We start from the raw sequence: 24,962 nt of genomic DNA, 5'->3' as shown, positions 1-24,962 counted from the left end.
ATATGAATAAAAAAGGGACGCAATCTGCGTCCCTTTTTTTATTTCGCAATCGCCGTTGATGCGGCAACTGAGTTGGTAACAAAACTGGAGAAATTACTCGCCAGCCATTTGCGATTGCAGGTAATTCTGGATGCCGACTTTTTCAATCAGATCGAGTTGCGTTTCCAGCCAGTCTATGTGTTCTTCTGTATCGTCGAGGATGTACTGGAACAGTTCGCGCGATACATAATCGCCGCTGGCTTCGCATGCCGCAATACCTTCTTTCACGGTCTTCTGCGCCATCGTTTCCAGTTTCAAATCACAGGTCAGCATTTCCTGCGTGTGTTCACCTATCATCAATTTATGCAGCGCCTGCAGATTCGGCAAGCCATCGAGCATCAGGATGCGGTCTATCAGTTTGTCGGCGTGTTTCATCTCGCCAATGGATTCTTCGTACTCCTTCTTGGCGATTTTTTCAAAACCCCAGTGCTTGTACATGCGTGCATGTAAAAAGTATTGATTGATAGCGCTGAGTTCGTTGGTGAGCTGCGCGTTGAGCAGCTTGATGATATTGCTGTCACCTTTCATGGGAGCCTCGAAAGTGATGTGGAAAATGGGCTGGCTGACAGGCGACCGTTTCGGTTGCGCGATCTGCTCAGGAGAGAGAGGACATGATAGCGCATGAAGTGCGACTCATGGCATTTTGACTGCATTTCGTTAGCTGGAATCATTCGTGTTTCGATTGCAAAAGCAAGCTTGGGCAATGCTGCCGGAAAGAAAGGCAGAACAAATAAAAACGCGCTGCAGCGTAGAGCTGAGCGCGTTTTTTGTATTGCACAGTGCAAGTTTCAGGCTTGCACGCGGGATCTTATTTTTTTGGCGCTTCTGTTACAAATCCCATTTTTGTCAAGCCACCGGATTGCGCTGCAGCCATGACTTGCGCGACTTTTTCATATGGTGTCGTACGTTCGGCGCGCAGATGCAACTCAGGTTGTGGCGTGACCTTGGCGGCGTCAGCGACGCGGGCTGCCAGCTGGCTTTCATCCAGTACTTCATTGTTCCAGTAAACCTGGCCTGCCGCATCGATGGAGAGATTGATGGTTTCAGGTTTGACTTCGTTCGGCTGATTGGCTGCACGCGGCAAATCGAGTTTGACGGCGTGATTCATCACTGGAATGGTCATGATGAAGATGATCAGCAAAACCAGCATCACGTCGACCAGCGGCGTGGTATTGATTTCCGGATTGAAGTCATCTTCATCCGATAGAGAGCCCATGGCCATCATGCACCTCCGACGGCAACCAGTTTGGCGCCGCTTGCGCCTTGCGTATTGTTGTCTTTGGCACGCGCACCGGTGACAAACAATGCATGCAGATCGAAACCGAATTTATTCATCTTGGCGATTACCGATTTGTTGCCGCGTACCAGCGCGTTATAACCGAAGGTCGCAGGAATGGCCACAGCCAGACCGAGTGCAGTCATGATCAGTGCCTCGCCTACCGGGCCCGCAACCTTATCGATGCTCGCCTGACCGGAGGTGCCGATTGCGACCAGCGCATGATAGATGCCCCACACGGTGCCGAATAGGCCGACAAATGGTGCAGTCGAGCCGACCGATGCCAATACGGCCATGCCGGTCTGCAGTTTTGCCGACATTTCGTCAATGGCCTGGCGCAGAGATAGCGTAATCCAGTCGCTGACCGACAACTCATCGTGCAAATGTCCTTTGTGCGCTTCGTGATGAAGCATGGCGGTGACGCCTGCTTCAGCGATCGAGGCAAATGGATTGCCGCTGCCCAGTGTTGCCGTGCCTGCAGACAGGCTGGTGGCATCCCAGAATTCATGGCCTGCCGCGTGCGCAGCACGGCGATATTGCATTAACTGCAGCGCCTTGGTGACGATGACGTACCACGATGCGATCGACATTGCGACCAGCAGAATGGCGACGCCTTTGGTGACGAAATCACCTTGCGACCACAAACTTTCTAAACCGTATGGGCTGACTTCCATGATGATTCCTTCTTATCTATTTAGTGTGAAATTAATTGGGACAATGGCAAATGCAGGAGCCGGTCGCCCGTCTTCCAGGTAGGGTTTGAACAGTGCACGCATCACCGCATCGCGTGCTGCATCGTCCATGCGCAGGGAGCCTGATGATTTTTGCACTTCGACTCTTTCGGCGCGGCCTTTTTCATTGATCAGCACGCGCAGTGTCACCGTTCCTTCGTTACCCATACGTGCATCCAGTGGTGGATAAACCGGACGCGGTGCATTGATGTAGGAAACGCCTGAAATCAATTTCGGCGTTGCCGGCGCAGAGGGCGCTGCAGGTGCCGATGGCGCGGCGACTGCAGGCGGCTCTTTTGATTCCTGCGGCGGCGTAGCGGTTTCGGTAATGGCTTGCGGCGATGGTGCTTCGGTGACGACCGGACGCGGTGTTGGTCGCGTGACCTGTTTTTTTACCACTGGCACCGTCTTCGGTTCGTCCGGTTGTGGTTTGGGTTGCGGCGCTGCCTGTTCGGTGATGAAGCTGGCGAAAATTTCGGTCGGCAATGCTCTGGTGACTTGATGTACCAGGCCGCTGCGCAAGGCGTAAAACAAGCCAATGTGCAGGACCACTATGATGATGAGTGGACCGTATTTCTTGAGTGTTTGTGACAGGAGCGGCGGAAGTCGCGGAGCTGACGACGGAATCGATGTTGCGTTCATAACATTGCTTATGCGGCCATTGCGTTTGGATGGAACATTATAGTTTGAGTTGAGCGCACATCGGCAAGGGACTCGCGCAAGACACGTTTCGCGCAGGCATGACATTTTCCGCAGCAGGTGCCGACTTCCAGCTCGTCGCGCAGCTCTGCCATCGACGTCATGCCGCTATCGACCGCCATGCGGATTTTCCGTTCAGAAACGTTGTTGCATACACAGACAATCATCGATGCCTCTAGCCACTTTCTTCGTAGGTGAAAAACACAAAACCCAAAGTTTTTTCAATTCCATTCTTTTGCTGCCTGCCGGCTGTACCTCAGTTGACGCGCGACCCCGTCATCAGGCGCGCGAACAACTTGAATTTCTCCGGCTGCGGCATGGTTCGCTCCACTACTGCCGCCCACTGTTCAGATAACTGCTGGCAGGTTGCGCGCAATACCGGCGCCAGTTCGGGTAACTCAGCCAGCGCTTTCAAATGCCGCTCGATCACCGAGGCCAGCTTGATGCAGGAACTGCTTTCCTGATTGTTCGCGGTGTAATGCGACATCAAATGCAATACGGCGGAAACGAGCAACTCTGGTTGCGCCGGCGCTGCATTTGGTTCCTGCAATGCCTGATCCGTTTTTTCGATAGCCATCAAACTCTCCTTGTCGGTTGGTTTGGCTTGCTGGCGCAACATGTATCGCTGTGCGTGGCTGGCTAGCGTGTGAATCGATATTTCTGTTTCTGGATTTCTGTTACTTATGCCGTCAAAATCAGTTTATTCAATTGCGTCAGGCGCAAGCGGTATATACGGCCTTCGTGTGCGATTTCCACTTCTCGCATTTGCCGAAATAAATCACGACTGTTAATGCGTGTGACGGCTTGTTCCGCAGCCTTGTTGCATGCGGCTGGAATAGTTGTGTCTTGTGCTTTGCGTGATGCCGGGATCGTCATGATCTGCCTTTTTCTCGTAAATGAGAACAATTCGTGTTTAGATTATTGGGTATTTGCGGCAGGATTGCAAGTTTTTTCGTGCGGGAAGGTGGCTTGCAGGCGAAATAAATCGCCGGCCCGCTGATGCGGGCTTGAGAAATTGCCGAAAAATTATTTTTATCCGGCTAAATTGCTGCTTGCAGGCAATACGGCCGCAGACAACAGCCGCTAATAGGCAAGAGTGAGCTTATGCAGGATGGATGTGTGGCGTCAGCGTATTGGGTGAAACGATTCTGCCTGCGCAATCGGCCAGTATTTGGCAAATACTTCAGGCAATTCGCTGGTCGCCTGCGCTTCGCTGAGCAACTGGCCGGATTCGAGGTAAGGCAGCAAGGCCGAAGCCAGTTTGACTTGATTGGCCGATACGCGTCGCACCAGATGATGTGGCTTCAGTTCGGATGGATGGTGCAATCCTGCAGCGGCAATCAATTCTGCCAGTGCTTTCAATGTGTTTTTATGAAAGTTGGCGACGCGTTCGGCCTTGTCCGGCACGACAAGTGCGCGTTGACGCAAGGCATCCTGCGTGGCGATGCCGGTCGGGCAGCGATCGGTATGGCAGCTTTGCGACTGGATGCAGCCGAGCGCAAACATGAAGCCGCGCGCCGAGTTGCACCAGTCTGCACCGAGTGCGATGGTGCGGACAATATCGAATGCAGTAATGATTTTGCCGGACGCGCCTATCTTCACCTTGTCGCGCAGCTTGGCGCCGACCAGCGTGTTGTGCGCGAGCAGTAGTGCTTCCTGCAGCGGTACGCCGACATGATCAGTGAACTCGACGGGTGCGGCACCAGTGCCGCCTTCGCCGCCGTCAATGACAATGAAGTCGGGGGTGATGCCGGTGTGCAGCATCGCCTTCACGATGCCGAAAAATTCCCACGGATGGCCGATTGCCAGCTTGAAGCCGGTCGGTTTTCCGCCTGACAGATTGCGCAATTGCTCAATGAATTGCAGCAAACCTGTCGGTGTATCGAAAGCGGAATGCGACGACGGTGAAATACAGTCCATGCCTACCGGTATGCCGCGTGCAGTAGCGATTTCAATGGAAACCTTGGCGCCCGGCAGCATGCCGCCGTGGCCAGGTTTGGCACCTTGCGAGAGTTTTACCTCTATCATTTTTACTTGCGGAAGATTGGCGTTGACGGCGAATTTTTCTGCGGAAAAACTGCCATCTTCATTGCGACAGCCAAAATAGCCGGAACCGATTTCCCACATCAGATCGCCGCCGGCATCGCTTGCATTTTCTGGCTGATGGTAGCGACTGATGCTGCCTTCGCCGGTGTCGTGCATGAAGCCGCCTTTTTGCGCTCCCTGATTCAAGGCGCGGATGGCATTGGCCGACAAGGCACCGAAACTCATGGCGGATATATTGAACACGCTGGCCGAATAGGGTTGCGCGCGTTCGGCGCCTATCGTGATGCGGAAATCATGCGAGGCCAGTTTGGCCGGCACGATCGAGTGATTGATCCATTCGTAATTGTCTTGATACACGTCCATCTGCGTGCCGAATGGGCGTTTGTCGATGGCTTGCTTGGCGCGTTGATACACCAGCGAACGCTGATTGCGTGAAAACGGATTGGGTGCCGCATCGTCCTCAAGAAAATACTGGCGTATTTCAGGGCGTACCGACTCGAACAGATAACGAAAGTGCGCGAGGATAGGGTAATTGCGCAGCAGCGCGCGTTTGCTCTGGCTGAGATCGGCAATGCCGACCGCCGTCAACGCGCCTGACAGTATCACCAGCCACCAGCCGCGATCGAACTGCAAGGCCACCATCAAAGACACTGCGAACACACATCCGGCAACCATCAGTGCCAGATAACGTACAGGGAACTCGCGCATTTTTTCTCCAGACCGCATCTCTGCCGACGAGCAGAGCAATCGCGGCACAGTGTACAACGGGGGAAAGAAATTTTCTGATTGGGTGGCTGAGGCCGGTTCCCCGATTGCATGCAGGGCCGGAAAAGCGGCAGACTTGTATAAGCAGTCGTTCGTAAAGGAAATAGCGTTGGCCGCTGCTTACTTCATGGTCGATGTCGTAATGATGCCGCCACCCAGGCATACATCACCTTGGTACAGAACAGCGGATTGTCCTGGTGTGACAGCCCATTGCGGCGTGTCGAAGGCGAGAGCAAAGCTGTCGGCTGCGACGTGCTGCGTGCATGCGACATCGGCTTGCCGATAACGCGTCTTGGCGGCGACCAATTCTTCGCTTGGCGCACTGCCGGCCACCCAGCTCATTTGGCCTGCGTTTAATGCAGACGACAGCAGCCAGGGATGATCGTGACCTTGCACTATATACAGCGTGTTGCTTGCGACGTCCTTGCGTGCAACATACCAGGGGTCGCTATTGCCATCGGAGTTTTTGTGCGTCTTCATGCCGCCCAGGCCTATGCCTTTGCGCTGACCCAGCGTGTAAAAACTCAGGCCCACGTGTTCGCCGACGATAGTGCCGTCCGGTGTTTTCATCGGGCCCGGTTGATAGGACAGATAGCGATTCAGAAATTCGCGGAATGGACGTTCGCCGATGAAGCAGATGCCGGTGGAGTCTTTTTTGCTCGCGTTTGGCAGTTGCAGCTGTTCGGCGATCTTGCGCACTTCCGTTTTGCGGATTTCGCCGAGAGGGAACAAGGTCTTTGACAACTGCGCCTGGTTCAGGCGGTGCAGGAAGTAGCTTTGATCCTTGCTGGCATCGACTGCTTTTAATAACTGAACCTGGCCCGCATCCGGTCCAGACGTCACTTCGCGCACGCGCGCATAGTGTCCGGTGGCGATCATGTCGGCGCCCAATAGCATGGCGTGATCGAGGAAGGCCTTGAACTTGATTTCGGCATTGCACAGCACATCGGGGTTCGGCGTGCGGCCGGCTTCGTACTCGCGCAGAAATTCGGCGAACACGCGATCCTTGTATTCGGCTGCGAAATTGACGGCTTCGATGTCGACGCCGACGACATCGGCGACGCTGGCGGCATCGATCCAGTCCTGACGGGTCGAGCAGTATTCGGAATCGTCGTCATCTTCCCAGTTTTTCATGAACAGGCCGATGACTTCATAACCCTGTTCTTTCAAGAGCCAGGCGGAGACCGACGAATCGACACCGCCGGACATGCCGATGACGACACGCTTTTTAGCCATTGTTCATGACCTCGTAGACCGAAGGGTCCGTCTGCAGCAACGATAGAGGCGCGCGCTTGCCGTCCAGATAATCGATGACGCGTTGCAATACCGATGGGCTGCGGTGTTTATCCTTGCAGGCGACCAGCTCGTCATAACTCATCCACACGGCGCGCAAGATGCCGACATCCAGCGGTTGATCGTACTTGGCGCCGACTTCGCCGCAAAAGCTGAAGCTTAAATAAGTGACATCGTGGCCGGTGCGCGCGGAAACGTAGCGCGACATGTACATGCCGACCAGAGCGGTAGGGGTGAAATCATGGGCGGTTTCTTCCAGAGTTTCGCGGACGACAGCCTGCTCCAGCGACTCATGGGGATCCAGATGGCCGGCAGGCTGATTGAAACGAACTCCCTCGCTGGTTTCTTCCTCGACCAGCAGGAAAAGGCCATCACGCTCTATGATGGCAGCAACAGTAACAGATGGTTTCCAGACGTCGGGCATAGTGGCTCTCGGAATAACCCGCTATTTTAGCGCGCACCAGAAAAAGTTGCCCGCAATGTTTCCCTGGCTGAAAATGTTGTAATAAAATGAGTAAGGTCAAGATTGCTCATCTTTGCCTTTGCTATGGCGGACATTTAGCTTTATCCTTATCGGTTCGTTGCCCTAACGGAAGTCGATGAAAGCTGTATCTATCCTGGTTAAGCTGGGAGATGGCGGCTCTCGATCAGGGCGAATTTCCCCCCTGTTATTGCCATTCAGGGGTGACAGACATACTGCTTATGGTTGGTGGAAGCGGTTGTCCAAAGACAATACACAATGAATCGATTTGTCTTCGCCATGGTTTGGCGTCGAGACAAAGGTTTGAATAACGGAACGGAATAAACATGCAACGCATCATGCTCAGAGCAAAAATTCATCGCGCCAAGGTGACGCAAGCGGACCTGCATTACGAGGGATCGTGCGGGATCGACGCGGATTTGCTGGAAGCCGCAGATATCAAGGTTGGTGAAAAAATCGAGCTGTACAACATCAATAACGGCGAGCGCTTTTCTACCTATGCGATCCAGGGTGCAAGAGGAAGTGGCGAGATTTCGTTAAACGGAGCTGCCGCACGTTGTGCTCACCTCGGTGACTTGATGATCATCTGTACTTATGGACCGATGACGGATGAAGAAATCGCGACCTATACTCCGAAGATAGTCTTCGTCGACGAAGACAATCATTTCGCCGGACTGAAAAAATAATACTAAGCAGCGTTAGTTAGACTGGGAAATCCCGCTCGCGCCATTGCGTGCCGCTTGAGCCGGGTTATTCGTGTGCTTACCCGTGGTTTCTAATGCTGCTTGATCAAGAATTTAAACAAACTATGAGAGATGTTATATGTCTTTAGTTATAGGAGTGCCGCGGGAATCATTCCCCGGGGAAACACGGGTTGCAACAGTGCCCGAAGTCGTGCAGAAACTGATCAAGCAAGGCTTTTCGATCACAGTGGAAACCGGCGCAGGTAATCTGGCCAATATCAGCGACGATGACTATCGTGCCGCTGGTGCGCAGATCGTGGCTACCGCTGCGGAAATCTGGGCTAATAGCGATATCATTTTCAAATTGCGTGGCCCTAACGCAGAAGAAGTTGGTCTGCTTAAAGAAGGCGGCACTCTGGTCAGCTACATCTGGCCGGCGCAAAATCCGGAATTGATGCAACAGCTGGCCGCCAAAAAAGCGACCGTGCTGGCTATGGACTCTGTGCCGCGTATTTCGCGTGCGCAGAAGATGGACGCCTTGTCGTCGATGTCCAACATCTCCGGCTACCGTGCCGTGATCGAAGCAGCCAATGCATTCGGTCGTTTCTTCACTGGTCAGATCACTGCTGCGGGCAAGGTTCCTCCAGCCAAAGTATTCATCATCGGTGCTGGTGTGGCTGGTCTGGCGGCTATCGGTACCGCTGCCAACCTTGGCGCCATCGTGCGCGCCAATGACACGCGTCCTGGTGTTGAGGATCAAATTACCTCGCTGGGCGGCGAATTCGTCGGCGTCGATTATGAGGAAGACGGTGCAGGCTCCGGCGGTTATGCCAAGGTCATGTCCGAAGGCTTCCAGAAGGCCCAGGCTGCAGTGTTTGCCAAGCAGGCAGCTGAAGTCGACATCATCATTACTACCGCACTGATTCCTGGTAAACCAGCGCCGAAGCTGATCACCGCTGACATGGTTAAATCCATGAAAGCCGGTAGCGTCATTGTCGATCTGGCTGCCGAACAAGGCGGTAACTGTGAACTGACCGTTCCGGGCGAAGTGACTGTTGTGCACGGCGTGACCATCATTGGTTACAAAGATTTGCCGACACGTTTGCCTAAACAGGCATCAACGCTGTACGCAACCAATCTGTTCCGTTTGTCGGAAGATTTGATCAAAACCAATAGTGTGGAACCAGCGGGCGAAGGTGTTGCTGCTATTCACATGAATATGGAAGATGAAGTCATTCGTGGCACGACCGTGGTTGATCAAGGTAATGTTACGTGGCCGCCGCCGGCACCGAAGCTTTCGGCTGCGCCTGCGCAAGCCAAGCCGGCTGTGGCTCCAACGCCATCACATGGTCATGGTCCTAGCACCAAAGTATCGTCGCCAACCCGCGTCGCGACCATGTTCGCGTTCGCTATTCTGTTGTTTGGTTTGATTGGCTATGGTGCGCCAACGGCCTTCCTCGGTCACTTGACTGTGTTTGTACTGGGTTGCTTCATTGGTTACATGGTGGTCTGGAATGTTACTCCGGCATTGCATACGCCTCTGATGAGCGTTACCAACTCCATCTCGTCGATCATCGTGATCGGTGCCTTGGTGCAGGTTGCTCCTCCGTTGGCTGATGGCATGGCGCGTCCCGAGTTGCTGATCAAGTGCCTCGCCGCTGCTGGCATCGCTTTGACCGCAATCAACATGTTCGGTGGCTTTGCTGTCACCCGTCGCATGCTTGATATGTTCCGTAAGAATTAAGGAGACCACTATGTCTGCAAATCTGGCTACTGTCTCCTACATCGGAGCAACCATTCTTTTTATCCTCAGTCTGGGCGGCTTGTCGCACCCAGAAACCTCGCGTCGCGGCAACCTGTACGGCATGATCGGTATGGGCATTGCGGTGCTCGCTACGATCTTTGGGCCTCGCGTAACTGCTGACGGCTATGCATGGATTATTGCCGCGCTTGTCGTCGGTGGTGCCATCGGCCTGTACGCCGCCAAGAAGGTCAAGATGACCGAAATGCCGGAACTGGTCGCATTGATGCACAGTTTCGTCGGTTTGGCCGCAGCCTTGGTTGGTTTCGCCAGCTATATTGATCCGTCGATACACCTGGAAGGTGCTGAGAAAGCGATTCATCAAGTTGAAATCTACGTCGGTATCTTTATCGGTGCAGTGACCTTCTCTGGTTCGCTGATCGCATTCGGCAAACTGAACGGCAAAATTGGCGGCAAGCCATTGCTGTTACCTGGTCGTCACGTCATCAATCTGATTGGTCTGCTGCTCGTGATCTGGTTCGGTCGCGAATTCATGAATGCCCCTGACGTGGCTAGCGGCATGACACCACTGATCGTCATGACTGTGATTGCCTTGCTGTTCGGCGTTCACATGGTGATGGCAATTGGCGGTGCCGATATGCCGGTCGTGGTGTCTATGCTGAACAGCTACTCCGGCTGGGCTGCTTCGGCGACCGGCTTCATGCTCGGCAATGATTTGCTGATCGTGACGGGTGCGCTGGTTGGTTCCTCCGGTGCGATTCTGTCGTATATCATGTGCCAGGCGATGAACCGCAATTTCTTCAGCGTGATCGCCGGCGGTTTCGGTGGCGGTGCGCCGAAGGCGGGCGGCGCTGCTAAAGAGCAGGAGGGTGAAGCGACCCCTGTTTCTGCGCAAGAAACAGCCGAATTGCTGCGTGAAGCAAAAAGCGTCGTCATCGTGCCGGGTTACGGCATGGCAGTGGCGCAAGCTCAGCACACGGTGAATGACATCACCAAATTCCTGCGTGCCAAGGGTACCAAGGTGCGTTTCGCGATCCACCCTGTTGCCGGTCGTATGCCTGGCCATATGAACGTGTTGTTGGCTGAAGCTAAAGTGCCTTACGATATCGTGATGGAAATGGACGAGATCAACGAAGACTTCCCGGATACTGATGTCGTCATGGTGATTGGTGCGAATGACATCGTGAATCCGGACGCGCAGGAAGATCCGAACAGCCCGATCGCCGGTATGCCGGTGCTTGAGGTCTGGAAGGCTGAAACCTCGATCGTCATGAAGCGTTCGATGGCTTCCGGTTATGCCGGCGTCGACAATCCCTTGTTCTATAAAGAAAACAATCGGATGTTGTTTGGTGATGCCAAGAAGATGCTGGATGAAGTTTTGACGACTCTCGAGTCCAGAAGCTAATCCGCATGATTTAATGAAAAAAGCCCGCTGATGCGGGCTTTTTTATTGGGCTCTGCAGAACTGATTCCCTCCGAGAGAGCGAACACTTACCTGCTCCAATAACCAGGCTGGCTATACATGGCTTTTAAATGCGAGATGAACAGGCGTACCTTAGCCGGGACATTTCTTTGTTGCGGGTAAACCGCCATGATGTCGTATTCCGGAATTGCATAATCGTCGAGCACCGTTTCCAGCGTGCCGCTTTCCAGCTGGCTTTGAATTTCCCAGACGGAGCGCCAGGCAATGCCCAGGCCTTCGCTCATCCAGCGATGCAGCAGCTCACCGTCATTGCAATCCAGGCTGCCTTGTGCGCGCACTGAAACGGTTTTGCCGCGGTGATTGAAATACCAGCCGCGCTGTTGTCCACCTTGAAGATTGAAGGATAGGCAATTATGCTTAGCGAGGTCGTCCAGCGTTTTGGGTTTGCCATTTTTTTTGAAGTAGTCGGGCGTGCCGCATACGACCCGTTTGTTAGCGGCAAGTTTGATGGCAACGAAATTCGGATCGATGTTGCCGCCAATGCGGATACCCATGTCATACCCTTCCTGCACTAGGTCTACGACGCGGTCGGTCAGATTGAACGACATTTTCAGGCCGGGATGTTGTTCGAGAAAGTTTTGCGCATAGGGTGCAACGTGCTGGCGGCCAAAGGATGCCGGGGCGGAAACGATCAAATGACCGCTGACTTTATTGTGGCCGGCAGAGAGCGTGCTTTCGGCCTGATCGAGTTCGCTGAGCATCTTGCGGCAGTGTTCCAGATAGACCGAGCCTTCTTCGGTCAAGGCCAGACGGCGGGTGGAGCGGTGCAATAAGCGGACGCCAAGACGTTTCTCTAATGCATCAATACGTCTGCCGACCATGACGGGCGTGACTTGCAGGGCTAGAGCCGCCGCTGCGAAGCTGCTATGCTCGACCGCCATCACAAATGCTTCAATCTGTTTGAGTTTGTCCATTCGATACCTGAAGTATTTAATTGGTTAATTAATTGTCCTATTCTAAATTTAATGGATAAGAATTACTATACGTCGTAGGAAACTTTCATTTCAATGGAGATTATGTAATGGCAAAGATGACAGCAGCCCAAGCAGCGGTTTGGGTAATGCAGAAAGAGGGCATTGATCAGGCTTTCGGCGTACCAGGCGCAGCGATCAATCCGTTTTACTCCGCCATGCAAAAGCAAGGCACGATCAAACACATTCTGGCGCGTCACGTAGAAGGCGCGACACACATGGCTGAGGGTTACACCCGCGCCAAAACTGGCAATATCGGTGTTGCCCTCGCAACTTCGGGCCCTGGCGGCACAGACATGATCACCGGTCTGTACTCGGCAATCGCTGATTCGATTCCAATCTTGTGTATCACTGGTCAAGCGCCACGTGCACGTTTGCACAAAGAAGATTTCCAGGCTGTTGATATCGAAACGATTTCGAAACCAGTAACCAAATGGTCGGTTATGGTTCGCGAGCCAGCATTGGTTCCACAAGTGTTCCAACAAGCTTTCCACATCATGCGTTCAGGCCGTCCAGGTCCAGTTCTGATCGATTTGCCGTTCGACGTGCAAGTTGCTGAAATCGAATTCGATCCAGATCTGTACGAGCCATTGCCGGTGTATCGCCCAACCGCGACCCGCAAACAAATCGTAGCTGCGATCAACATGTTGAACGCTGCAGAACGTCCATTGCTGATTTCCGGCGGCGGCGTGATCAATTCGAACGCAACTCCGTTGATGCTCGAATTCGCTGAGCTGGTGAACGTTCCTGTTGTTCCAACCCTGATGGGCTGGGGCACGGTACCTGATGATCATCCACTGATGGTCGGTATGGTTGGTCTGCAAACATCGCACCGTTACGGTAACGCGACGATGCTGGCTTCGGACTTTGCATTCGGTATCGGTAACCGTTGGGCGAACCGCTTCACCGGTTCGATCGACGTTTTCACCAAAGATCGTAAATTCGTACACATCGATATCGAACCGACACAAATCGGTCGCGTGTTCGGCCCAGACCTCGGCATCACTTCCGACGCTGGCGCAGCACTGAAATTGATGATCGAAGTAGCGAAAGAATTGAAAGCTGCCGGCAAACTGAAAAACCGTGATGCATGGTTGGCTGAGTGCCAAGAACGCAAACGCACGATGTTGCGTAAAACGGATTTCGACGTAACGCCTATCAAACCACAACGTGTTTACCAGGAAATGAACACAGTGTTTGGCAAAACAGCGCGCTATGTTTCGAACATCGGTTTGTCGCAAATCGCTGCGGGTCAATTCCTGCACGTGTACAAAGAACGTAACTGGATCAACTGCGGTCAAGCAGGTCCATTGGGCTGGACTATCCCAGCTGCTCTGGGTGTCCGGGCTGCCGATCCAACCAGCGAAATCGTTGCTATCACAGGCGATTATGACTTCCAGTTCTTGATCGAAGAATTGGCAGCTGGTGCGCAGTTCAACCTGCCATACATCCACGTGTTGGTGAACAACTCGTACCTGGGTCTGATCCGTCAAGCACAACGTATGTTCACAATGGACTACTGTGTATCGCTGGCATTCGACAACATCAACTCGACCGAAAATGCTTCGTACGGTGTTGATCACGTTAAAGTTACCGAAGGTTTGGGCTGCAAAGCAATTCGCGTCTACAACCCGGACGATATCCAACCAGCTCTGCGCAAAGCGCAAGAGTGGATCAAAGAATTCAAAGTACCAGTCGTTGTTGAAATCATCCTTGAGCGCGTAACCAATATCGCGATGGGTACAGAAATCAACGCGATCAACGAATTCGAAGAAATCCTCGACGTTAAGGGTGCTTAAGATGACGAAACTTGCTGCTAATCTGACGATGCTGTTCAACGAGGTTCCATTCATGGACCGCTTTGAACAAGCTGCAAAGAATGGCTTCAAAGGCGTTGAATTCTTGTTCCCATACGATTTCCCTGCGGCTGATGTCGCAGCGAAATTGAAAGAGAACAATCTGGAAATGGTTTTGCACAATCTGCCAGCCGGTAACTGGGCTGGTGGTGAGCGCGGTATCGCTTGCCACCCGGATCGCGTAGAAGAATTCAAAGCTGGCGTAGACAAAGCAATCGAATACGTCAAAGTGCTCGGCACCAAACAGGTCAACATCCTGTCCGGTATCGTGCCTGCTGGCGTAACGCATGAACAAGCAGAAGCGACTCTGGTTGCCAACTTGAAATATGCAGCTGCCAAATTGAAAGCAGAAGGTATCCCATTGTTGATCGAAGCGATCAACACATTCGATATCCCTGGCTTCTTCTTGACCGGTACCAAACAGACTCTGGACATCATTGCCAAAGTCGGTTCGGACAACCTGTTCTTCCAATATGACATCTATCACATGCAACGCATGGAAGGTGAGCTGGCGAATACGATGAAGAACAACCTCGCGGTTATTCCTCATCTGCAACTGGCAGACAATCCAGGTCGTTTTGAACCAGGCACAGGTGAAATCAACTACACCTTCCTGTTCAAGTTCCTGGATGAAATCGGTTACAAGGGTTGGATCGGTTGTGAGTACAAGCCTAAAGCTGGTACGGTAGAAGGATTGGGCTGGCGCGCAGCGCACGGCCTATAATGTAGCGTCTCTAAGCATACTGAGCGGTCCGACATCGGGCCGCTTGGTATTTTTACTGGGTACGTTTATTACACTTAAATAATCAGGAGTCAGTCATGGCAAAAGTTGGATTTATTGGTTTGGGAATCATGGGCGCACCAATGGCGCTGAACCTGCAAAAGGGTGGTCACCAACTGTTTTTGCATGATCAAAAAGCACCAGCACAAGAATTAGTCGATGGTGGCGCAACTGTTTGCGCATCGGGTGCTGAAGTTGCTAAAAATGCAGACATCATCATCACCATGGTGCCGGATACCCCGCACGTGGACGCAGTGTTGTTCAGCGAAAACGGCGTTGCAGCTGGTTTGACCAAAGGCAAAATCGTGGTCGACATGAGCTCGATCTCGCCTATCGCTACTAAAGAATTCGCGAAAAAAATCAACGCTCTGGGTTGCGAATACCTGGATGCACCAGTATCTGGTGGCGAAGTCGGTGCTAAAGCAGCATCGTTGACCATCATGATCGGTGGTTCGGAAGCAGCATTTGCAACCGTTAAGCCATTGTTCGAATTGATGGGCAAAAACATCACTCTGGTTGGCGGTAACGGCGATGGCCAAACCACCAAAGTTGCTAACCAAATCATCGTTGCATTGAACATTCAAGCTGTTGCCGAAGCTCTGTTGTTCGCTTCGAAAGCTGGCGCAGATCCTGCAAAAGTTCGTCAAGCATTGATGGGCGGTTTCGCTAACTCGCGCATTCTGGAAGTACATGGCGAGCGTATGGTTAAACGTACCTTTAACCCAGGCTTCCGTATCGAACTGCATCAGAAAGATTTGAACCTGGCATTGCAAGGTGCTAAGGCGATGGGCGTGTCTTTGCCTAACACTGCAAATACCCAGGAACTGATGAATTCATGCGCAGCAAATGGCATGAGCGGTCTCGATCACTCGGCACTGTGCCGCGCGATTGAAATCATGTCGAACCACGAAATCGCCAAGGCGTAATTTCGTTTCGATAGCATGAGTACTTCAACCGGCATTGCGCTTGTATGCAATGCCGGTTTGATTCTCGCGATGGTTACGCGCAGTGAATCAACGCAGTGAATTAAGAAAAAGCATTACATAGTTTGCATCACAAGATTTAATACGCACTTCCCCAATTCTTAGGAATATTCTCGCCACATGTCGATAGCCCCACGTCAGTTTTTAAACGACCTGTATGCAACAGCGGTAGAAGCCGTGAGCGCACAGAAGTGCATGCCCGCCTATCTGCCCAAGCAATCGGTCAAAGGTCGCACATTGGTGATTGGTGCCGGTAAAGGCGCCGCTGCAATGGCCAAGGTAGTCGAAGATACATGGCCAGGCAAAGTCGAAGGTTTGATCGTTACACGTTATGGCCACGGCGCCGACTGCAAGCAAATTGAAGTCGTTGAAGCCGCGCATCCAGTACCTGATGAAGCCGGTCGCCAGGCTGCTGGTCGCATGCTCGAACTGGTTAAAGGTTTGACCGAGGATGATCTCGTGTTGTGTCTGATTACCGGTGGCGGCTCCGCTCTGCTGAGCTTGCCGGGTGAGGGCATTTCGCTGGAGCAGAAACAAGCCTTGAACAAAGCACTGCTGAAAAGCGGCGCCACGATTTCTGAAATGAACTGCGTGCGCAAGCACCTTTCATCGATCAAGGGCGGCCGCCTTGGTTTGGCATGCGCACCGGCACGTGTCGTAACGCTGCTGATCTCCGATGTGCCTGGTGATGATCCTGGCGTGATCGCCAGCGGCCCAACCTTGCCCGATCCAACGACTTGCGCAGAATCGCTCGCGATCCTGAAAAAATACAAGATCGATATTCCAGACAACATTCTGCAGCATCTTGAGTCCGGCGCTGGTGAAACACCGAAGCCAGGCGATGCACGCTTCGCGCGCAACGAACATCATGTGATCGCAACCGCGCAACACGCGCTGGAAGCGGCTGCAGAAAAGGCACGCGCAGCGGGCATCACGCCATACATTTTGTCGAATGACCTGGAAGGCGAATCGCGCGATGTCGGTTCTGTTCATGCCGCACTGGCGAAACAGGTTGCGAAGTATGGGCAACCATTCGCTAAACCTTGCGTCATTTTGTCCGGTGGCGAAACCACGGTGACAGTGCGCGGCAAAGGTCGCGGCGGTCGCAATGCAGAATTTCTGTTGAGCCTGGCAGTTGCCTTGAACGGCGCACCGGATATTTATGCGTTGGCATGCGATACCGATGGCATCGACGGTTCGGAAGATAACGCCGGTGCGATCTATCAACCGGATTCGATCGCACGTGCTGCCGCTGCGGGACATAACGCGAAAGCGATGCTGGAAAATAATGATGGTTACGGTTTCTTCAGTGCGGTGGGCGATTTGATTGTCAGCGGCCCGACGCGCACGAATGTTAACGATTTCCGCGCCATTCTGATTTTGTAATTTATTCGCCGCTATGTGTTGAGTGCAAGCATAGCGATATTCCTTTTTTCATTTTCACTTAAGAAGAAGACCTGTCATGAGACGTAATCGCAAAGCAAAAATCGTTGCTACCCTGGGCCCAGCAAGTGGCGATCTGGAAACCATCACCGCGCTGTACGAAGCCGGTGTGGATATGTTTCGTTTCAACTTCAGCCACGGTTCGCACGAAGATCACCGCGCACGTCACGAAATCGTTCGTGGCCTGGAAAAGAAATACGGCGCGCCTATCTCTATCCTGGCTGACTTGCAAGGACCGAAAATTCGTCTTGGTACATTCGCAGGCGACTCCGCTGTTCTGAAAGTCGGCGAGCAGTTCGTACTCGATCGTGACGAAACACCTGGCGATGCAACACGCGTGTATTTGCCACATCCAGAATTGTTTGCTGCTGTTGCTGCAGGTCAAAACCTGTTGCTCGACGACGGTAAAATCCGTCTGAGCATCGTCAGCAACAAAGACAACCGTATCGTTACCACCGTTGCAGTCGGCGGCAAGATTTCGAACCGTAAAGGTGTCAACGTTCCTGACGCGATTCTGCCTATTCCTGCCATGACACCAAAAGATTTGGTTGATCTGGAATTCGCCTTGTCGTTGGGCGTGGACTGGGTTGCTCTGTCCTTTGTACAACAAGTTTCCGACATCACCGAAGCGCGCGCCATCATCGGTGACCGTGCCGGCATCATGTCGAAAATCGAAAAGCCAGCAGCAATGCTGGACATCGATGCAATCTGCAACGCATCTGATTCCGTCATGGTTGCTCGTGGTGATCTGGGTGTTGAATTGCCGGCAGAACAAGTGCCACGTGCGCAAAAAGAAATCCTGAAAGCATCGCGCAAGTACGGCAAGCCAGTCATCATCGCTACACAAATGCTGGAATCGATGACCGAATCGCCAGTACCTACCCGTGCTGAAACATCCGACGTTGCCAGCGCAGTGTACGAAGGCTCCGATGCAGTCATGTTGTCGGCTGAGTCGGCTAGTGGCAAGCATCCAGTCAAGGCTGTGGCCATGATGGATCGCATCATCAAGGAAGTGGAAGCCGATCCCGCCTATCTGAGTTTGATCGACGCGCAACAAGTACCGCCGTTGCCTACACCAGAAGATGCAATCTGCCATGCATTGCGTGAAGTAGTGAAAACGGTGAATGCAGTGGCAACCGTGACCTATACCAATTCCGGTCACACCAGCATGAGCGTCGCGCGTATGCGTCCAACCGCACCCATCCTGAGCATCACACCTAACGTCAATACGGCACGTCGTCTGGCATTGGTGTGGGGCATCCATTCGACAATCGGCAAGGATGTCGGTTCGGTTGACGAGATGGTAGCGGCAGCTGTTACGGCAGCAGTGCGTGAAGGTTTTGCCAAAACCGGCGAGCGCGTTACTGTGTCGGCTGGTTTGCCATTCGGTGAATCGGGTACGACCAATCTGTTGCACATCGCAACAGTTAAGTAATACGCGCAGTAAAAGCTGAGTTGTAAAACAGTTTCTGAAAGACGGTGTGTTTGCCGTTTTTCAGAACTGACATGTATGGTTTATTGAGTTGCATTGCAGTAAGCCATACATGTCAGATGTAAAAATCTGACATGGGTTAATTGACATAGTCGTTTTATGGCATAGACTACGAGTCGTAGTTTGATTGACCTGTTGTAGAAGTAAAAAGCTAGGGGTCCTAGGCAGATGCGTTCCGCATTTGCCGGGTGAGAAAAACCCTTGAACCTGATCTGGATAATGCCAGCGAAGGGAAGCTACCGAGAACGTGTATCGCATCCGGCATTCGAATTGTATTTATCGATGTCCAAGCTGAAACGGTACACGTTCTCGAAACCTCCTTAGCTGGCTCCAAGCCAATTTGAAGTTAGCCAAGGAGCCAAAATGAATGCCAATCCGAAATTCCTGTCCGCTACCGCCACGGTAGATGAAGCAGCGATTCAACCATTACCAAATTCCATCAAAGTTTATATTCAAGGTTCGCGTCCTGATATTCGCGTGCCTATGCGTAGGATCACGCAATCAGATACAGCAGCATCGTTCGGCTTTGAAAAAAATCCGGCGATCTATGTCTACGATACGTCCGGTCCTTACACCGATCCGGAAGCCAAGATCGATATTCGTTCCGGTCTCGATACACCGCGCCTGCCGTGGATACTGGAGCGCAAGGACACCGAAGAACTGGCCGGTCCGACATCGGCATACGGTATAGAACGCCTGAACGATCCCAAGCTCGCTGAGTTGCGTTTCAACCTGCATCGCAAACCACGCCGCGCACTTGCTGGCAAGAACGTGTCGCAGATGCATTACGCGCGTCAGGGCATCATCACGCCGGAAATGGAATTCGTTGCAATCCGTGAAAACATGAATCGTCGCGCCTATCTGGAAGAACTGAAACATTCCGGACCGAAAGGCGAAAAACTCGCCGAATTGATGGGTCGCCAACATCCGGGCCAATCGTTCGGTGCTGCGATTCCGCAAGAAATCACTGCGGAATTCGTGCGTAGTGAAATCGCTCGTGGCCGCGCGATCATCCCTGCCAACATCAATCATCCGGAAATCGAGCCGATGATCATCGGCCGAAACTTCCTGGTCAAGATCAACGCCAACATCGGCAACTCTGCAGTCACTTCTTCTATCGGTGAAGAAGTAGAAAAAATGACGTGGGCGATACGTTGGGGTGGCGACAACGTGATGGATTTGTCGACCGGCAAACACATACACGAAACGCGCGAATGGATCATCCGCAATTCGCCGGTGCCTATCGGCACCGTGCCGATTTATCAGGCGCTGGAAAAGGTTAACGGCAAGGCTGAAGACCTGACATGGGAAATCTTTCGTGACACCTTGATCGAGCAGGCCGAGCAGGGCGTCGATTACTTCACTATCCACGCCGGTGTGTTGTTGCGCTACGTGCCAATGACGGCCAAGCGCCTGACCGGCATCGTCTCGCGCGGCGGTTCTATCATGGCGAAATGGTGCCTCGCGCATCATAAGGAATCCTTCTTGTACGAACACTTCGAAGACATCTGCGGAATCATGAAAGCCTATGACGTGTCGTTCAGTCTCGGCGACGGTTTGCGTCCAGGTTCGATTTACGACGCCAACGATGAAGCGCAACTCGGCGAATTGAAAACGCTGGGTGAGCTGACGCAGATCGCTTGGAAACATGACGTGCAAGTGATGATCGAAGGCCCAGGTCATGTGCCTATGCATCTGATCAAGGAAAACATGGACCTGCAACTGGAACAGTGCCATGAAGCGCCGTTCTATACGCTAGGACCATTGACGACTGACATCGCGCCTGGCTATGACCACATCACGTCCGGCATAGGTGCTGCGCAAATCGGTTGGTACGGTACTGCGATGCTTTGCTATGTGACACCGAAGGAACATCTCGGCTTGCCGAACAAGGTCGACGTCAAGGACGGCATCATCACGTACAAGATTGCCGCACATGCTGCCGATCTGGCAAAAGGTCATATCGGTGCGCAGATACGCGACAACGCATTGTCGAAAGCGCGTTTCGAATTCCGTTGGGACGATCAATTCAACATCGGCCTCGATCCTGACAAGGCGCGTGAATTCCATGATGAAACCTTGCCGAAAGACTCCGCCAAGGTTGCGCATTTTTGTTCGATGTGCGGCCCGCATTTTTGTTCGATGAAAATTACGCAGGAAGTACGCGAGTACGCAGCTAAGCAAGGCATCACGGAAATTCAGGCTTTGAAGCAAGGTATGGAAGTGAAGGCGATCGAGTTCGTGAAAAGCGGTTCTGAAATTTATCAAAAACAGTAACGATGAAAATCGAACTGAATGGATCGCCGCATCAAATCGAAGCGCATAAAAACGTGGAAGAGTTGATTGCCGACTTGTCGCTATCCGGCGAGGCAGTCGCCGTTGCAATCAATCGCGAAATCGTGCCGCGTCATCAGTGGCAGCAACGACAGTTACAGCTTGCCGATTGCGTCGATGTCGTGCGCGCTATTGGCGGCGGCTGATCATTGAGTACGCACAAGGCAAGCACACGTTGCCTTGTGTATTTTATCTATTGCATATCACCGAAACAGGACCGCCCATGACCACATCAACATTCACTGACGCACCCTTCGTCATCGCTGGCACCACCTATCGCTCACGCCTGCTGGTCGGCAGCGGCAAATACAAAGATCTGACGCAAACGCGTGAGGCCAGTCTGGCCAGCGGTGCACAAATCGTCACCGTCGCGATCCGTCGCGTCAATATCGGGCAAGACCCAAATGCACCGAGTTTGCTCGATGTCTTGCCGCCATCCGAATTCACCCTGTTGCCCAACTCTGCCGGCTGCTACAACGCCACCGATGCGGTCTATACACTGCAACTGGGCCGTGAAATCCTCGGCGGTCACAAACTCTGCAAGCTGGAAGTGCTGGGCGATGAAAAGACTTTGTTCCCGAATATGCCGGAAACCCTGAAAGCGGCAGAAACGCTGGTCAAGGACGGCTTCGACGTCATGGTCTATTGCAGCGACGATCCGATCCAGGCCCGCATGCTGGAAGACATAGGCTGCGCCGCCATCATGCCGCTGGCTTCGCTGATCGGCTCCGGCATGGGCATACTCAATCCGTGGAATCTGTCGCTGATCATCGAACAATCCAAGGTGCCTGTCATCGTCGATGCCGGCGTCGGCACCGCATCGGATGCGGCGATCGCCATGGAACTGGGTTGCGACGGCGTGTTGATGAACACCGCGATTGCCGGTGCGCAAGATCCGGTACGCATGGCACATGCGATGAAGCTGGGTATCGATGCCGGCCGCAACGCCTATCTGGCAGGCCGTATCGCCAAACGCTTCTCTGCTTCGCCGTCCTCGCCTATGGCTGGGCGCGTGGTGTAAGAAGAGGATGCGGCGGGGCGATTCATTGCCCTGTCTGGCAGAGGAAGTGATTATCGAATATCCTTGCTGCCTTCAACGTCTTCACAATAAAGGATATACCCATGCGCGCGATCGAGATTACTCAGCCCGGCCCACCAGATGTATTGAAGCTCTGCGAGCGCCCTATGCCTGAACCCAAGGCTGGCGAGCTGCTGATCAAGGTGCATGCGGCCGGCATCAATCGTCCTGACGTGTGGCAGCGTCTGGGTAGCTATGCTGTGCCGAAAGGCGCGTCAGATATTCCAGGCCTGGAAATCGCCGGTGAAGTGGTCGGCGGCGATCTGGCAGACAGCGGTTTCAAAATCGGCGATATGGTGTGCGCGCTGGCGCAAGGCGGCGGCTATGCAGAATACTGCACCGCGCCGGTCGAACAATGTTTGCCTATTCCAAAAGGTCTGGATGTGGTGGAAGCGGCCTCGTTGCCGGAAACATTCTTCACCGTCTGGAGCAATGTTTTCGATCGCGTCGGCTTGACCGGCAACGAAACCTTGCTGGTGCAAGGCGGCACATCCGGTATCGGCGTGACGGCAATTCAGATCGCCACTGCGCTCGGCCATCGCGTATTTGCTACTGCCGGCAGCGATGAGAAATGCCGCGCCTGCGAAGTGCTGGGCGCAGAACGCGGCATCAATTACAAGACGGAAGATTTTGTCGAGGTCGTCAAGGCTGCGACCAACGGTAAGGGCGTCGATGTGATTCTCGACATCATAGGCGGCGATTATGTGGCGCGTGAAATCAATTGCCTGGCTGACGATGGCCGCCTGGTATTCATCGCGCTGGCGGGCGGCAACAAGGCGACACTCAGCCTTGGGCAAGTCATGATGCGTCGCTTGACGATCACCGGCTCGACCTTGCGCGCACGCCCGGTTGCTTTCAAGGCGGCGATTGCCGATCAATTGCGTACAAAAGTCTGGCCGCTGATTGAGGCAGGCAAGATCAAACCTGTCGTGTACCAAACTTTCGCACTGGAAGATGCGGCGCAAGCGCATGCCTTGATGGAGAGCAGTACGCATATCGGCAAGATTGTGTTGAAGGTATAAGCCGGAACAGTTTGCTTGATGAAAAAAGCCCGTTTGTCATTTGCGACAAACGGGCTTTTTTCATTCTTGCACTGAATTTATTCGGGCTTACTTCCGCTTTGACTTGGCTGGCAGATTGCTTAACTGACGGCCCGGTTTTGGATTGTAGCGGATGATGCGTTCGATCAACTCCGGCCCTTCGTTCAGCAGGAAGTTTCTGAACGCCTGTGCGACTGGCGGCAGGCGCTTGTTCTTTCTATGGACGACATACCAGTTCAGCATGACCGGAAAGCCTTCCACGTCCAGTACCGTGAGACTGCCGGCTTGCAATTCCATACTAATGGTATGCGCTGACAGGAAGCTGATGCCCATGCCGGCGATCACTGCCTGTTTGATGGTTTCAGTACTCTTGATTTCCATCGCGATGTTGAGGTCGTCGATGCGGTTGCCGAAGCCGTCTTCCATTGAGTGCCAGGTATCCGAACCTTTTTCCCTGACAACGAAAGGTTCGTGTATCAGGGTGCTCATCGGGATATTTTTCTTCGAGACCAGATGATGGTCCGGGGCCGCCACAATGACGTAGGGGTGCGGCGCAAACGGTTCGTTGATCGTATCCATATCGGTCGGCGGCCGCACCATAATTGCCAGGTCGGTCAGGTTGTTGGCGAGCTGGTTCAGCAAGCCCTCGCGGTTGTGTACGGACAGATTCAGCGTCACACCTTGATGACTGCGCGCAAATTCCACCAGCAGGCGAGGGAAGAAGTAATCGCCCGCGCTGATTACGGCGACATTCAATTTGCCGCCAGTGATGCCCTTGAATTGCGTCATCGCATCTTCGGCTTCCTGGAATTGCTGAATGATGGCCCGGCTGTAATGCAAAAGCTCGGTGCCGCCCGGCGTCAGGTAGATTTTCTTGCCCAGTTGTTCGAACAGGGCGAGGCCGGCGTGATCTTCCAGTTTTTTGACTTGCGTGGATACGGCAGGTTGCGTCAGATGCAGTTCTTCTGCTGCGCGCGAGAAGCTGAGGAGGCGGGCGACCGTCTCAAAAACCTTTAATTGCCTGAGTGTTGCATTTTTCACGGTATGAAATACCTCATGTATAAGCCAGAAGGAATCATTATGATTAAATACTTTAACTATGCCTAATAATTTTTTACCCCTAATATGCAATTCAAGTTTGGAAAACGCCTCCAAACGAGTATGAAAGTACATACAGGAGAATTACCATGTTCACAGCCGCTCTGGATCAATATTCTGCAGATGATGCAGCAGATCTTCATCGTAACGCCTACAACGCGGCGTTCTACGAACTCGGCCTGAGCTGGTACTGGGATGCGAACACAGGCGACGATCTCGCTGTCATCGCAGGCGGACGTAATCGCCTTCAACATTATCTGGAGACATGCCAGGCGCATCTCCTGAAAGTGTATGAAGCTGATTTCCTGATTGAAGCAATACAAGCTGCTAAAGCACGCTGCTATGAGAATATGACAGCGAGCGGAACCCGTGTGACCCGTCCGGTAAATTGGGCGGAAATTCAACGGGGTGAAGTCGGCGTTTGAGCACGGCATCTGTGCACGTTTCGCCATGACCTGGTGCAAGCGTGCAGGAATGCAAGGCATCTGTACTGTGTACATCAACTGATCAGTTCGATGTTGCACCGCGTATAGTATGCGGCTCACTCAATTTGTTGTCTGCAAAAAAGCGATGAAAGAATCGCTGCCCGTGCTTGCGCGGACGCTGCTTTATTAATCAATTTGCCGGA

24 protein-coding genes, 1 pseudogene and 1 riboswitch are annotated in these 24,962 nt (G+C 53.0%); of the genes and pseudogenes, 13 read left to right on the top strand and 12 right to left on the bottom strand.

The window, feature by feature from the left end:
- Positions 1-93 precede the first annotated feature (93 nt).
- The 10 genes from bfr to ACIQW9_RS14180 form a co-directional block, all read right to left on the bottom strand.
- Complete coding sequence (gene bfr, locus ACIQW9_RS14225) at positions 94-567, bottom strand: bacterioferritin (RefSeq protein ID WP_402338415.1); 474 nt, start codon at positions 565-567, stop codon at positions 94-96.
- Between the two features lie 280 nt (positions 568-847).
- Positions 848-1,261 (bottom strand): ExbD/TolR family protein, encoded by a 414-nt coding sequence (locus ACIQW9_RS14220; protein ID WP_402338412.1) that lies wholly within the window; start codon positions 1,259-1,261, stop codon positions 848-850.
- Entirely contained in the window at positions 1,261-1,989 is a 729-nt protein-coding gene (locus ACIQW9_RS14215) for a MotA/TolQ/ExbB proton channel family protein (RefSeq protein ID WP_402338409.1), read from the bottom strand. Before ACIQW9_RS14215 ends, ACIQW9_RS14220 begins: the two co-directional genes overlap by 1 nt.
- A gap of 12 nt (positions 1,990-2,001) precedes the next feature.
- Positions 2,002-2,688 (bottom strand): TonB family protein, encoded by a 687-nt coding sequence (locus tag ACIQW9_RS14210; protein WP_402338407.1) that lies wholly within the window; start codon positions 2,686-2,688, stop codon positions 2,002-2,004.
- An 8-nt stretch (positions 2,689-2,696) separates the two neighbouring features.
- Entirely contained in the window at positions 2,697-2,912 is a 216-nt protein-coding gene (locus tag ACIQW9_RS14205; protein WP_402338404.1) for a bacterioferritin-associated ferredoxin, read from the bottom strand.
- 89 nt (positions 2,913-3,001) lie between these two features.
- Positions 3,002-3,322: a hypothetical protein gene (locus ACIQW9_RS14200; RefSeq protein ID WP_402338401.1), complete on the bottom strand. Its 321-nt coding sequence runs from the start codon at positions 3,320-3,322 to the stop codon at positions 3,002-3,004.
- Between the two features lie 104 nt (positions 3,323-3,426).
- Positions 3,427-3,621, bottom strand: coding sequence for a hemin uptake protein HemP (hemP, locus tag ACIQW9_RS14195; RefSeq protein ID WP_402338398.1), 195 nt, complete (start codon positions 3,619-3,621; stop codon positions 3,427-3,429).
- A 249-nt stretch (positions 3,622-3,870) separates the two neighbouring features.
- Positions 3,871-5,499: an FMN-binding glutamate synthase family protein gene (locus tag ACIQW9_RS14190; RefSeq protein ID WP_402338395.1), complete on the bottom strand. Its 1,629-nt coding sequence runs from the start codon at positions 5,497-5,499 to the stop codon at positions 3,871-3,873.
- Between the two features lie 177 nt (positions 5,500-5,676).
- Positions 5,677-6,792 carry a tRNA 2-thiouridine(34) synthase MnmA gene (gene mnmA / locus ACIQW9_RS14185; protein ID WP_402338392.1) on the bottom strand — a complete coding sequence of 372 codons (1,116 nt, stop codon included), beginning with the start codon at positions 6,790-6,792 and terminating at the stop codon, positions 5,677-5,679.
- Entirely contained in the window at positions 6,785-7,273 is a 489-nt protein-coding gene (locus ACIQW9_RS14180) for an NUDIX hydrolase (RefSeq protein ID WP_402338389.1), read from the bottom strand. Before ACIQW9_RS14180 ends, mnmA begins: the two co-directional genes overlap by 8 nt.
- A 383-nt stretch (positions 7,274-7,656) precedes the next feature.
- On the opposite strand from ACIQW9_RS14180, the gene panD reads away from it, so the two are divergent.
- From panD to pntB, 3 genes are all read left to right on the top strand, one after another.
- Complete coding sequence (gene panD / locus ACIQW9_RS14175) at positions 7,657-8,016, top strand: aspartate 1-decarboxylase (protein ID WP_402338386.1); 360 nt, start codon at positions 7,657-7,659, stop codon at positions 8,014-8,016.
- Between the two features lie 136 nt (positions 8,017-8,152).
- Entirely contained in the window at positions 8,153-9,757 is a 1,605-nt protein-coding gene (locus ACIQW9_RS14170) for a Re/Si-specific NAD(P)(+) transhydrogenase subunit alpha (RefSeq protein ID WP_402338383.1), read from the top strand.
- Positions 9,758-9,767: 10 nt separating this feature from the next.
- A complete protein-coding gene (pntB, locus tag ACIQW9_RS14165; protein ID WP_402338380.1) occupies positions 9,768-11,180 on the top strand; it encodes a Re/Si-specific NAD(P)(+) transhydrogenase subunit beta in 1,413 nt (470 codons plus the stop codon).
- Between the two features lie 86 nt (positions 11,181-11,266).
- On the opposite strand, the gene ACIQW9_RS14160 is transcribed toward pntB, so the two are convergent.
- Positions 11,267-12,172 carry a LysR substrate-binding domain-containing protein gene (locus ACIQW9_RS14160; protein ID WP_402338377.1) on the bottom strand — a complete coding sequence of 302 codons (906 nt, stop codon included), beginning with the start codon at positions 12,170-12,172 and terminating at the stop codon, positions 11,267-11,269.
- Positions 12,173-12,279: 107 nt separating this feature from the next.
- On the opposite strand from ACIQW9_RS14160, the gene gcl reads away from it, so the two are divergent.
- The 9 genes and pseudogenes from gcl to ACIQW9_RS14115 all read left to right on the top strand — a co-directional run bounded on the left by gcl (position 12,280) and on the right by ACIQW9_RS14115 (position 23,218).
- Positions 12,280-14,028, top strand: coding sequence for a glyoxylate carboligase (gene gcl / locus ACIQW9_RS14155; RefSeq protein ID WP_402338374.1), 1,749 nt, complete (start codon positions 12,280-12,282; stop codon positions 14,026-14,028).
- A gap of 1 nt (position 14,029) precedes the next feature.
- Positions 14,030-14,809, top strand: coding sequence for a hydroxypyruvate isomerase (hyi, locus tag ACIQW9_RS14150; protein WP_012078245.1), 780 nt, complete (start codon positions 14,030-14,032; stop codon positions 14,807-14,809).
- Between the two features lie 92 nt (positions 14,810-14,901).
- Positions 14,902-15,792, top strand: a pseudogene (gene glxR / locus ACIQW9_RS14145) (2-hydroxy-3-oxopropionate reductase); the annotation flags it as partial.
- A 177-nt stretch (positions 15,793-15,969) separates the two neighbouring features.
- A complete protein-coding gene (locus ACIQW9_RS14140; RefSeq protein ID WP_402338370.1) occupies positions 15,970-17,235 on the top strand; it encodes a glycerate kinase in 1,266 nt (421 codons plus the stop codon).
- Positions 17,236-17,311: 76 nt separating this feature from the next.
- Entirely contained in the window at positions 17,312-18,727 is a 1,416-nt protein-coding gene (gene pyk / locus ACIQW9_RS14135) for a pyruvate kinase (protein ID WP_402338367.1), read from the top strand.
- A 200-nt stretch (positions 18,728-18,927) separates the two neighbouring features.
- Positions 18,928-19,035: riboswitch (TPP riboswitch) on the top strand.
- A 112-nt stretch (positions 19,036-19,147) separates the two neighbouring features.
- The gene (thiC, locus tag ACIQW9_RS14130; protein ID WP_402338364.1) at positions 19,148-21,061 is read left to right on the top strand and encodes a phosphomethylpyrimidine synthase ThiC; all 1,914 of its coding nucleotides are present in this window, start codon (positions 19,148-19,150) and stop codon (positions 21,059-21,061) included.
- Between the two features lie 2 nt (positions 21,062-21,063).
- Complete coding sequence (thiS, locus tag ACIQW9_RS14125) at positions 21,064-21,264, top strand: sulfur carrier protein ThiS (RefSeq protein ID WP_402338360.1); 201 nt, start codon at positions 21,064-21,066, stop codon at positions 21,262-21,264.
- A gap of 77 nt (positions 21,265-21,341) precedes the next feature.
- The gene (locus tag ACIQW9_RS14120) at positions 21,342-22,139 is read left to right on the top strand and encodes a thiazole synthase (protein WP_402338357.1); all 798 of its coding nucleotides are present in this window, start codon (positions 21,342-21,344) and stop codon (positions 22,137-22,139) included.
- A 101-nt stretch (positions 22,140-22,240) separates the two neighbouring features.
- Positions 22,241-23,218 (top strand): NAD(P)H-quinone oxidoreductase, encoded by a 978-nt coding sequence (locus ACIQW9_RS14115; protein WP_011869910.1) that lies wholly within the window; start codon positions 22,241-22,243, stop codon positions 23,216-23,218.
- Between the two features lie 87 nt (positions 23,219-23,305).
- On the opposite strand, the gene ACIQW9_RS14110 is transcribed toward ACIQW9_RS14115, so the two are convergent.
- On the bottom strand, positions 23,306-24,277 hold the full coding sequence (locus ACIQW9_RS14110) for a LysR family transcriptional regulator (protein WP_402338354.1): 972 nt from the start codon (positions 24,275-24,277) through the stop codon (positions 23,306-23,308).
- Positions 24,278-24,423: 146 nt separating this feature from the next.
- Between ACIQW9_RS14110 and ACIQW9_RS14105 the strand changes: the two genes are divergently transcribed.
- Positions 24,424-24,759, top strand: a complete 336-nt coding sequence (locus ACIQW9_RS14105; protein ID WP_402338352.1) for a hypothetical protein — start codon at positions 24,424-24,426, stop codon at positions 24,757-24,759.
- Positions 24,760-24,962: the final 203 nt, after the last annotated feature.

Origin of the sequence: Herminiimonas sp. NPDC097707, assembly GCF_044761395.1 — a bacterium.
In the GTDB taxonomy this organism is placed as follows: domain Bacteria; phylum Pseudomonadota; class Gammaproteobacteria; order Burkholderiales; family Burkholderiaceae_D; genus Oxalicibacterium.
The sequence above is the reverse complement of the archived record's forward strand: the minus strand, read 5'-3'. Positions and strand labels throughout refer to the sequence as shown.

Coding starts and splice junctions, on each gene's coding strand:
- bfr (WP_402338415.1), bottom strand. CDS start 567: ATGAAAGGTGACAGCAATATCATCAAGCTGCTCAACGCGCAGCTCACC.
- ACIQW9_RS14220 (WP_402338412.1), bottom strand. CDS start 1,261: ATGGCCATGGGCTCTCTATCGGATGAAGATGACTTCAATCCGGAAATC.
- ACIQW9_RS14215 (WP_402338409.1), bottom strand. CDS start 1,989: ATGGAAGTCAGCCCATACGGTTTAGAAAGTTTGTGGTCGCAAGGTGAT.
- ACIQW9_RS14210 (WP_402338407.1), bottom strand. CDS start 2,688: ATGAACGCAACATCGATTCCGTCGTCAGCTCCGCGACTTCCGCCGCTC.
- ACIQW9_RS14205 (WP_402338404.1), bottom strand. CDS start 2,912: ATGATTGTCTGTGTATGCAACAACGTTTCTGAACGGAAAATCCGCATG.
- ACIQW9_RS14200 (WP_402338401.1), bottom strand. CDS start 3,322: ATGGCTATCGAAAAAACGGATCAGGCATTGCAGGAACCAAATGCAGCG.
- hemP (WP_402338398.1), bottom strand. CDS start 3,621: ATGACGATCCCGGCATCACGCAAAGCACAAGACACAACTATTCCAGCC.
- ACIQW9_RS14190 (WP_402338395.1), bottom strand. CDS start 5,499: ATGCGCGAGTTCCCTGTACGTTATCTGGCACTGATGGTTGCCGGATGT.
- mnmA (WP_402338392.1), bottom strand. CDS start 6,792: ATGGCTAAAAAGCGTGTCGTCATCGGCATGTCCGGCGGTGTCGATTCG.
- ACIQW9_RS14180 (WP_402338389.1), bottom strand. CDS start 7,273: ATGCCCGACGTCTGGAAACCATCTGTTACTGTTGCTGCCATCATAGAG.
- panD (WP_402338386.1), top strand. CDS start 7,657: ATGCAACGCATCATGCTCAGAGCAAAAATTCATCGCGCCAAGGTGACG.
- ACIQW9_RS14170 (WP_402338383.1), top strand. CDS start 8,153: ATGTCTTTAGTTATAGGAGTGCCGCGGGAATCATTCCCCGGGGAAACA.
- pntB (WP_402338380.1), top strand. CDS start 9,768: ATGTCTGCAAATCTGGCTACTGTCTCCTACATCGGAGCAACCATTCTT.
- ACIQW9_RS14160 (WP_402338377.1), bottom strand. CDS start 12,172: ATGGACAAACTCAAACAGATTGAAGCATTTGTGATGGCGGTCGAGCAT.
- gcl (WP_402338374.1), top strand. CDS start 12,280: ATGGCAAAGATGACAGCAGCCCAAGCAGCGGTTTGGGTAATGCAGAAA.
- hyi (WP_012078245.1), top strand. CDS start 14,030: ATGACGAAACTTGCTGCTAATCTGACGATGCTGTTCAACGAGGTTCCA.
- ACIQW9_RS14140 (WP_402338370.1), top strand. CDS start 15,970: ATGTCGATAGCCCCACGTCAGTTTTTAAACGACCTGTATGCAACAGCG.
- pyk (WP_402338367.1), top strand. CDS start 17,312: ATGAGACGTAATCGCAAAGCAAAAATCGTTGCTACCCTGGGCCCAGCA.
- thiC (WP_402338364.1), top strand. CDS start 19,148: ATGAATGCCAATCCGAAATTCCTGTCCGCTACCGCCACGGTAGATGAA.
- thiS (WP_402338360.1), top strand. CDS start 21,064: ATGAAAATCGAACTGAATGGATCGCCGCATCAAATCGAAGCGCATAAA.
- ACIQW9_RS14120 (WP_402338357.1), top strand. CDS start 21,342: ATGACCACATCAACATTCACTGACGCACCCTTCGTCATCGCTGGCACC.
- ACIQW9_RS14115 (WP_011869910.1), top strand. CDS start 22,241: ATGCGCGCGATCGAGATTACTCAGCCCGGCCCACCAGATGTATTGAAG.
- ACIQW9_RS14105 (WP_402338352.1), top strand. CDS start 24,424: ATGTTCACAGCCGCTCTGGATCAATATTCTGCAGATGATGCAGCAGAT.